Annotated in this window: 9 protein-coding genes; all 9 read right to left on the reverse strand. The window is 73.4% G+C overall.

Translation table 11 applies throughout. The features are described 5' to 3' along the window. Window positions 1–28: 28 nt before the first annotated feature. Window positions 29–328 carry a 4Fe-4S ferredoxin gene (locus ACWGE1_RS38095; protein WP_453425052.1) on the reverse strand — a complete coding sequence of 100 codons (300 nt, stop codon included), beginning with the start codon at window positions 326–328 and terminating at the stop codon, window positions 29–31. A 79-nt stretch (window positions 329–407) separates the two neighbouring features. Beyond that, complete coding sequence (locus ACWGE1_RS38100; RefSeq protein WP_453425053.1) at window positions 408–1,223, reverse strand: hypothetical protein; 816 nt, start codon at window positions 1,221–1,223, stop codon at window positions 408–410. Next, window positions 1,220–1,990, reverse strand: a complete 771-nt coding sequence (locus ACWGE1_RS38105; protein ID WP_453425054.1) for an FAD-binding protein — start codon at window positions 1,988–1,990, stop codon at window positions 1,220–1,222. Before ACWGE1_RS38105 ends, ACWGE1_RS38100 begins: the two co-directional genes overlap by 4 nt. Then, window positions 1,987–3,318 carry an LLM class flavin-dependent oxidoreductase gene (locus tag ACWGE1_RS38110; protein WP_453425055.1) on the reverse strand — a complete coding sequence of 444 codons (1,332 nt, stop codon included), beginning with the start codon at window positions 3,316–3,318 and terminating at the stop codon, window positions 1,987–1,989. Before ACWGE1_RS38110 ends, ACWGE1_RS38105 begins: the two co-directional genes overlap by 4 nt. A 73-nt stretch (window positions 3,319–3,391) precedes the next feature. Continuing rightward, window positions 3,392–4,141, reverse strand: a complete 750-nt coding sequence (locus tag ACWGE1_RS38115; protein ID WP_453425060.1) for an ABC transporter permease — start codon at window positions 4,139–4,141, stop codon at window positions 3,392–3,394. Window positions 4,142–4,530: 389 nt separating this feature from the next. Further along, entirely contained in the window at window positions 4,531–5,352 is an 822-nt protein-coding gene (locus ACWGE1_RS38120; RefSeq protein WP_453425056.1) for an ABC transporter ATP-binding protein, read from the reverse strand. Between the two features lie 6 nt (window positions 5,353–5,358). Beyond that, window positions 5,359–6,393 (reverse strand): ABC transporter substrate-binding protein, encoded by a 1,035-nt coding sequence (locus ACWGE1_RS38125; RefSeq protein ID WP_453425057.1) that lies wholly within the window; start codon window positions 6,391–6,393, stop codon window positions 5,359–5,361. Between the two features lie 55 nt (window positions 6,394–6,448). Next, window positions 6,449–7,018, reverse strand: a complete 570-nt coding sequence (gene ssuE, locus ACWGE1_RS38130) for an NADPH-dependent FMN reductase (protein ID WP_453425058.1) — start codon at window positions 7,016–7,018, stop codon at window positions 6,449–6,451. Window positions 7,019–7,068: 50 nt separating this feature from the next. After that, window positions 7,069–8,010 (reverse strand): TauD/TfdA dioxygenase family protein, encoded by a 942-nt coding sequence (locus tag ACWGE1_RS38135; RefSeq protein ID WP_453425059.1) that lies wholly within the window; start codon window positions 8,008–8,010, stop codon window positions 7,069–7,071. Window positions 8,011–8,902: the final 892 nt, after the last annotated feature.

The raw sequence follows: 8,902 nt of genomic DNA on the forward strand, positions 1-8,902 counted from the left end.
GCACGGGACTCCGGCGGCGCGCACCCGCTCAGGACGTGATCGGCGGTGCGGACCGGCCCAGCGGCGGCCCGATCGCCCGCAGTGATCCGGGGGTCCGCCCTTCGCCCCAGCCGATGTGGCGCCGGTAGCTGCCGAGCAGCCCGCGGCTCACCAGCCCCGCTTCGTCCCGTACGGCCGGATCCTCCGGAACGGGGTGCGTCAGCGGGGCCACGAACAGCGCGTCCACCGGGCAGTTCGCCTCGCACAGGAAGCAGGTCTGGCAGTCCTCCTGCCGTGCGAGCAGCGGAATCCCCTCGGGCCCCCGTTCGAAGACATCCGTCGGACACACCTCCACACACTTGTCGCCGGGGGCACCTCCAGGCCGAAGGCCTAGGGGGAGATGCAGCGCTCCGCAGAGACCAGTTCGATCACGCCGTCACCACCGCCTTCGCCGCGGGCCTGGTCCACACCCGGTCCAGGCCGCCGGCCAGGATCCGGTGGTGCTGAGCCGGGTCCTGGTCCGGGTGGTCGAGGCGTTTGGCCATCCCCCGGGTCTCGGACCGGGCGAGGGCGGCCGCGTACATCCACCGTGCGTGCGCCGTCATCGCCGCCGCCTGCCGGGCCCTGACCAGGTCGGCCCCCTCGCCGTGCAGGCCCGCGCGCAGCTGCGACCACGCCGTGTCGAGGATGCGCAGGGAAGCCGTCAGGACGTCGCCGTGCCGGAGGTAGTTCTTGTCGTAGGGGAGCACCTCCCGCTGTACGAGCGCCACGGCCTCGCGGTGTTCCGGTCCGGCGGCCGCGCTCCCCGTCGGGCGCAGGCCCGCCCCGCCCGCCCCGGTGACGGTGCGGTGGGCGGCGCGGCCGGAACCCAGGGACAGGGCGTGCCCGGCGGCGCCCCGGCCGGCCCAGCTGCCCGACGAGATGGCCCAGGCGGCGTTGTGGCTGCCGCCTCCGGTGAAGCCCCCGCAGATCTCCTCGCGGGTGGCCGCGTCCCCGGCGGCGTACAGCCCGGGGACGCCGGTGGCGCAGTCGTCGCCGGTGATGCGGATGCCGCCGGTGCCGCGGACCGTGCCCTCGGCGAGCAGGGTGACGGCGAAGCGGTCGGTGAAGGGGTCGATGCCGAGCCGGTCGAAGGTGAGGAAGAAGTTGGGCTGCGCGAGGCGCATCGCGGCCCGGGCGGGCTCGTCGGCGCGGTCGAGGCGCGCGTACACCTTGGCGCCCGTGAGGAGTTCGCGGGCGATCACCGAGCGGCCGCCCTGGCTGGCCGCGCCCTCCAGGACGCCCCGTCCTCCCGGTAGAAGGTGGCGAAGGAGTAGAAGGCGGTCTTGGTGACCGAGGTGCCCTCGGGGGCGATCCCGTAGGCGTTGGAGAACTCCATCCCGGAGAGCTCCGCCCCGGCCTCGGCGGCGAAGAGCGCGCCGTCCCCGGTGTTGGTGTTGGTGCCGAGCGCCCCGCTGAGGAAGGCGCAGCCGCCGGTGGCGAGGACCACGGCGCCGGCCCGCACCCGGTAGGACTCGCGCACCTGACGGCGGTAGCCGGCGGCGCCCGCGACGGCCCCGTCCGCGTCGGTGAGCAGCTCGGTGACCGGGCTGTGGTCGAGGATCCGGACCCCGGCACGGCGGATCCGGATGCGCATCCGCCGCATGTACTCGGGGCCCTGCAGGCCGCCGCGCAGCGGCTGCCCGTCCGGGCCGCTGGGGAACGGGTATCGGCCCTGCGTGGCCAGCTCGTTCACCCGGTCGTAGGTCTCGTCGAGGACCCGGGCCATCCAGCGGCGGTCGGCGAGGTACCCGCCGAGTCCCTCCCGGGAGGCCATGGCGGCCTCCCGGGCGGCGGGCTCGGGCGGGACGTACCAGACACCGGTGCCGCCCGCGGCCGTGGCCCCGCTCGTCCCGCACCAGCCCTTGTCGGCGAGGACGACCCGGGCCCCCGCCCCGGCGGCCTTGAGGGCGGCCCAGGTGGCGGCCGGTCCCCCGCCGACCACGAGGACGTCGGTGACGAGAGCGGTCATGAACCCTCCCGGGTGTACCGGTTGACCGGCCGGGCCAGGCCGTAGTTCTCGCGCAGGGTGGCGCCGGTGTACTCGGTGCGGAAGAGCCCGCGCCGCTGGAGGATCGGCACCACGTGGTCGACGAAGGCGGTCAGGCCCGTGGGCAGGACCGGCGCCATGATGTTGAAGCCGTCGGCCGCGCCCTCGGTGAACCACTCCTCCAGCTGGTCGGCGATCTGCTCGGGCGTGCCGGCGAAGACGCGGTGGCCGCGGCCGGCGCCGAGGCGGGCGATCAGCTCGCGCAGGGTGAGGCCGTCGCGGCGGGCGAGCTCGGCGACGAGGGTGAAGCGGCTCTTGTTGCCGTTGATGTCCCGCTCCTCGGGCAGGTCCGGGAGCGGACCGTCGAGGGGCAGGCCGGTGAGGTCCACGTTCAGCATCCCGGAGAGCTGGGCGAGGCCGTACTCGGGCACCTGCAGGTCGGTGAGCTGCTGCTCCAGTGCCTTCGCCTCGGCCTCGGTGGATCCGATGACGGGGGCGATGCCGGGCAGGACGAGGAGGTCGCTCTCGGCCCGGCCGTACTTGGCGAGGCGCGACTTGAGGTCCTTGTAGAAGGTCTGGCCGTCGGCGAGGGTCTGCTGGGCGGTGAAGACGGCCTCGGCGTACTGGGCGGCGAACTCCTTGCCGTCCTCGGAGGAACCGGCCTGCACGAGCAGCGGGTGGCCCTGGGGCGAGCGCGGGACGTTGAGCGGTCCGGCGACGCCGAAGTGCTCGCCGCGGTGCGCGGCGGGGTGCAGCTTGTCGGTGTCGGCGTAGATGCCGCGCTCCTTGTCGAGGACGATCGCGTCGTCCTCCCAGCTGTCCCAGAGCTTGGTGGCGACGTCGAGGAACTCCCGGGCGCGCTCGTAGCGCAGGTGGTGCTCCAGGTGCTCGTCGCGGTTGAAGTTGCGGGCCTCGTCGACGGTGCCGGAGGTGACGATGTTCCAGCCGGCGCGGCCGCCGCTGATGTGGTCGAGGGAGGCGAACTTGCGGGCCAGGTTGTAGGGCTCGTTGAAGGTGGTGGAGACGGTGGCGATGAGCCCGATGTGCTCGGTGACGGCGGCGATGGCGGAGAGCAGGGTGAGCGGTTCGAAACCGCCGAGGGCGTTGTGGCGGGCCTTGCCCCAGAGGGCGACCCCGTCGGCGAAGAAGATCGAGTCGAGCAGGCCGCGCTCGGCGGTGCGGGCCAGGTCCTGGAAGTACCGCAGGTCGGTGATCCGCTCGGGCCGGCTGTCGGGGTGGCGCCAGGCGGCGTCGTGGTGCCCGGCGTTCATCAGGAAGGCGTTGAGGTGGAGGGTGCGGTTCGCGGTCATGACGGTTCCCTGTGTTGGGTGGCGGTGCGGTGGCGATGGCGTGCGGGGTGATGCGGCGGGCGCCGCGCGGGCCTCAGGCGGGGACGCGCCAGGTGCTGAGGCGGCGTTCGATCGTGACCAGCAGCTGGTTGAAGGCCACGCCGATGGCGGAGATGGTGATGATGCCCGCGTACATCTCGGGGATCGCGAAGTTGTACTGCGAGGCGTTGATCAGGTAGCCGAGGCCCGCCTTGGCGCCGATCATCTCGGCGGCCACCAGGACGAGGATGGAGACGGCGCCGGCCAGCCGGATGCCGGTGAAGACGGCCGGCACGGAGGACGGCAGGATCACCTTCTGGAAGAGCCTCGGGGTGGACAGGTCCATCGAGCGGGCCAGTCGGACGAGGGTGGGGTCGGCGTTGCCCACCGCGCTGATGGTGTTCAGCAGGACCGGCCACAGGCAGGCGTAGACGACGATCGAGACCTTCGAGGTCTCGCCGATGCCGAGCAGCAGCACGAAGACGGGGAGCAGGGCCAGCGCGGCGGTGTTGCGGAACACCTCCAGCAGCGGGCCGAGGAGCGCGGCGACCGGCCGGTACCAGCCGATGAGCAGGCCGAGCGGGACCGCGATGACGACGGCGATGCCGAAGCCGCCGAAGGAACGGGCGAGGCTGGCCCGGGTGTGCTGGCCGAGCTGTCCGTTGCCCAGGAGTTCCCACCAGGCCCTGGCGACCTCGCTGACCGGCGGCAGGAAGGTGGCGTCGACCAGGCCCAGCCGGGGAGCGGTCTCCCAGAGGGCGAGCAGGGCGAGGAGGGCCGCCGACCGCAGAGCGGTGGCGCGCAGCCACCGGCCGAACGCCCCGGCGGCCTTCCGGACGGGGGACGGAGCGTGGCCGGCGCTCCGGGCGGCGCCCGGGGCGGGGGTGTCCTTCGGCGCCGTCCCTGCGTCCGGTCCGGTGACGGGGGCCTCCGGAGCTTGCGGGGCTTGCGCAGGGGCTGATGTCGCTGCTGCGGTGGTCCGGCCGGCGCTGCGCAGCCGACGTGCCAGCAGTGCCGGGACGCCCGGCCGCGTCCTGCGGGACTCCCGGTCGGCGGAGGCCGGAGCTGCGGAAGCCGCGGGCGTCGCGGGTGTCGCGGTCGCTGCGGGAGCGGCGGGCGCGGCGGGCGCGGAGTCCTCCCGTACCGCCTCCTGCCCGGCCGGGGCCTCGGTGGCGGGGGTGGTGATGTTCGTGGTCATACGGTGGCCTCCTCCTTCTCCAGTTGCTGAGCACGGGCCACCTCGTCGTGGAGCAGGGTCCAGATCTCGTGGCGATAGCGGGCGAACTCGGGGCTGGAACGCAGGTCCTCGCCCTGGAAACCGGCGCCGCGGTCGCCGAAGGAGACCGGGACGATCTCCTTGACGCGGCCCGGGCGGGAGGTCATGACGGCCACCTTCTGGCCGAGGTAGACCGCCTCCTCGATGCCGTGCGTGATGAACACGACGGTCTTGCCGGTGCGCTGCCAGATGCGCCGGAGCTCGTCCTGGAGGGACTCGCGGGTCTGCGCGTCGAGCGCGGCGAACGGCTCGTCCATGAGCAGCACGTCCGGGTCGTAGGCCAGCGAGCGGGCGATGGCGACGCGCTGGCGCATGCCGCCGGACAGTTCGTGCGGGTGGCGGTCCTCGAATCCGGTGAGGCCGACGAGGTCCAGGAACTCCCGGGCCCTCGCCCCCCGTTCGCGGCGCGGGACGCCGGTGGCCTCCAGGCCGAATTCGACGTTGCCGAGCGCCGTGCGCCACGGCAGCAGGGCGTACTGCTGGAAGACGATGCCCCGGTCCAGGCCCGGCCCGGTGATGGGCTTCCCGTCGAGCAGGATCCGCCCGGAGGTGGGCCGGGTCAGACCGCCGAGCAGGTCCAGCAGGGTGGACTTGCCGCAGCCGCTGGGGCCCACGACCACCACGAACTCCCCCGCCTCGATCTCCAGGTCGATGCCGTCGAGCGCGGTGAACTGCTCCTTGTTCTTCTTGTCCTTGGTCGGGAAGGTCTTGGTCACTTCCTCGAACACGATCTTCGCCATGCCGGGTCAGCCCTTCCCGTAACCGTTGAACTCGTTGGTGTAGAGGTCGGCGGCCTTGAGCTGCCCCTGCTTGATGTCGCCGCGCTCGCCGAGCCAGTCGAGCCAGAGCTGGAACTCCTTGTCCTCGATCCGGCCGCCCGTCTCGGCGACGCCGTACGAGCGCCAGTACTGGAGGGTGGAGGCGTCCTCGTTGCGGCCGCGCTTCTTGACGATCTCGGTCTGCCGCGCGATGACCTCCTCGCGCGGGGTGGTGCGGGCCCACTCGATGGCCTTGGCCACGCCCGTCACGAAGGTCCGTACGGTGTCCGGGTTCTCCTTGATGAACCGCTCGGTCATGATGTAGGAGCCGGCGCTGAACTTGCCGAGCAGGTCGAAGTCGCTGAACAGCGGTCTGATCCCGCCGGCCGCCACGGCCTTGTCGCGCAGGATGCCGCCCAGGACGCCCACGTCGATCTGCTTCTGGCGCAGTACCTGATCGGTGTTCACGGGTGGCACGACGAGCGACTCGACCTTCGACGAGTCGGCCTTGGCGAGGCCGTTGCGGCTCAGGTAGATGTCGAGGACGGCCTGGGAATGCGCGCCCAGGGTGTTCATGCCGACCTTCTTGCCGAGGAGGTCGCGGGCGGAGCGGATCGGGCTGTCCTCCAGGACGTAGTAGCCGCTGTACGAGTGCTCGTCGACGCCGTAGTAGGAGATGACGGCCTTGATGGGCGCCTTGCTGGAGGCGAGCTTGACGATCGCGCCGTTGAAGGCGCCGCCGAAGTGGGTCTGGCCGGTGGCGGCGGACTGGATGTCCTGCGGACCGCTGATGGTGTTGCCGACCCACTCCAGCTTGAGGTCGCCCAGGTATCCGAGGTCGGCGGCGAGTTCGGGGAGGGTGACGGCGCCGACCGAGCCCTGGTACTTCAGGGTCGTGACCTGGGCGCCGGAACCGCCGCCGCGCGCGGTGGCCGTGCCGCAGCTCACCGCGGCCGCCGAGATGCCGAGCAGGGTGAGGAACTGGCGCCGGGAGGTGGTGGTCGAGGTGAAGGCTGCGGGCATGACGGATCCTTGTCGGTGCGGGGTGCCGGGTGCTGGGAGCCGGGTGGCGGCGGTGCTACGGGGTGGTGGTGAGGGCGGCGGGCACTGCGGCCGCGGGGGCGGAGCGCAGGGCCGCGGCGAACTCGTCGACGGCCTGGTAGAGGTCCAGTTCGGCCTCGGGCCGCAACCGGTCGGGGCCGGATCCGCGCTCGACGGAGGAGTCCAGGACGAACCGGCCGGCGGTGACGTGGCGGGCGCCGAGCGCGGCGAGCACGGGGCGCAGGGCGTAGTCGATGGTCAGGACGTGGGCGAGGCTGCCGCCGGTGGCCAGCGGCAGAACCGTTTTGCCGTCGAGGCCGTCCTGCGGGAGCAGGTCGAGGAAGGCCTTGAGCAGTCCGGTGTACGAGGCCTTGTAGACCGGGGTCGCGATGACCAGGCCGTCGGCCTCGGCGACGGCCTCGAGCGCCCGGCGGATCTCGGGCTCGCCGCGGCGGGCGGCGAGGAGGTCGGCGGCCGGGAGCTCGCGCACGGAGAGGTGTGCGGTCTCGAAGCCGGAGTGGGACAGGCGGCGCAGCACGTGGTCGGCGACGACGGCGGTGCGGGAGTGGGCGGAGGGGCTGCCGGTGATGGCGAGCAGACGGGGCACGGGGGCTCCTTGGGCGTCGTACGGGGAGCGGGGAGGCGGGGCCGGGCGGATCAGACGGAGGCGGAGGCGCCGGAGGCGATGCCGAAGGCGGGGTCCGGGACGGCCTCCGGGCTGATCAGACGGGAGGGCTCGCCGTCGGGGCCGACCGGGATGTCGCCGTCGACGGTGACCCGGCGCAGGGTGCGCTCGTGGTCGTCGGAGTCGTCCACGCCGTAGTGCTGGGTGGCGCGGTTGTCCCAGATCGCGACGTCGCCGGCCCGCCACTGCCAGCGGACGGTGTTCTCCGGGCTCTCGATGTGCGACTGGAAGAGGTCCTGCAGGGCGCGGGAGTCGCGGCCGTTCAGGCCGTTGATCCGCTGGACGAAGTTGCCGAGGAGCAGGGTGCGCTCGCCGCTCTCCGGGTGGACGCGGACCACCGGGTGCTCGGTGAGGAACTTGGTGGAGGTGAACACCTCGCGGTACTGGGCCAGGGCCTCGGGGAGGGCGTCGGGCTTGAGGGCGGCGTAGTCGTACTCGTTGGAGTGGACGGCGCGCAGGCTGTCGGCGAGGGCGCGCAGCGGGGCGGGGAGGTTGCTGTAGGCGGTGGCCGTGTTGGCCCAGAGGGTGTTGCCGCCGTACGGGGGGATGGTGACGGCGCGGAGGATGGAGAAGGCGGGGTAGGCGGGAACGAAGGTGACGTCGGTGTGCCACTGGTTGGCGCGGGCGCCGTGGTGGGAGTCGATGCCGAGGGCGTAACGGCCGTCGGCGGACGGGACGGTGGGGTGCGCGACCGGCGCACCGAGCAGCTGGGCGAAGGCTTCGTGCCCGGCCTCGTCGAGGTGGTCCTGGCCGCGGAAGAAGACGACCTTGTGGGCGAGCAGGGCGGCCCGGATCTCGGCGACGGTGCCGTCGGGCAGGTCGCCGCCGAGGTGCACGCCGCCGATCTCGGCGCCGATGCGGCCGCCGATCCTGGTGACGGTGGTGACGGTGGCGGTGGTGGTGGCAGTGGCCATGAGGACTCCCTGGTCGGGGCGGCGGAGATTATTTCCGCAGCGGAAGAAATGGAGTTGCGCAACGTGTGGCGCTGCGCCGAGCGGTGCGGGTAGCGGTGGTGCGGTGCAGCGGGCGCTGCGTCGGGCGGGGCCCGAAGGCGCGGAGGCTCTTCGGGCCCCCGTACCCCGTCCGGAACCACGGAGAGCGGCATCGGGGCGCCCGGCACGGCCCCTGGGCGGCCCCGGGCGGTCACCCCCGAAACGCCACCCCGAGGCAAACCCCGAACCGATCCGCCCCCCGGGGCATCCCCTGCAGGACGCCACCCGGGGTGGTGTCCCGGACGGGGACGCCACTCCGGCAGCCACCCCGCGAGGGGCGCCCCCGCCGGGAAGCCCCCGCGGGACCTCTCCCCGGGACGAGCCCGATGGGGCACCACCCCGGAAGACACCCCGGTGAAGGGCGACCCCCGCCGGGAAACCCCCGAGGTCGTCTCCCCCGGGACAGCCCGGTGGGGTACCACTCGGAGCACGTCCCGGCGGGGCGCCCACCCGAAGGCGTCCCCGGTGAGGGGGCGCTACGGGGGGCTCCCCGAAGGGCAACACCCGGGAGAATCCCGGCGAGGGACCCGAGGGGGACCTCCGAAGGATGTCGTCCCGGGACGGGCCCGGTGGGGCGGCCCCAGGAGGCGTTTGCGGAACGGGACCGGCCCGGTGGAGCACCACCCGGGAAGGTGGCCCGGGTGGGGGCACGTCCCGGAGACGTCCCCGGTAGGGGCGTCCACCCGGAGGCGTCCCCGGTGCGGGTGCGTTGCGGAGAGGGATTCCCGACGGGGGCGGCCGGGCCGGGCGCCCCCGTCGGGGGCCCTTCCGGAGCGCGTCGCCCGGCGGGTCCCCCGGGGCACCACCCCTGGGG

This window comes from Streptomyces sp. NPDC054932, from assembly GCF_053610205.1.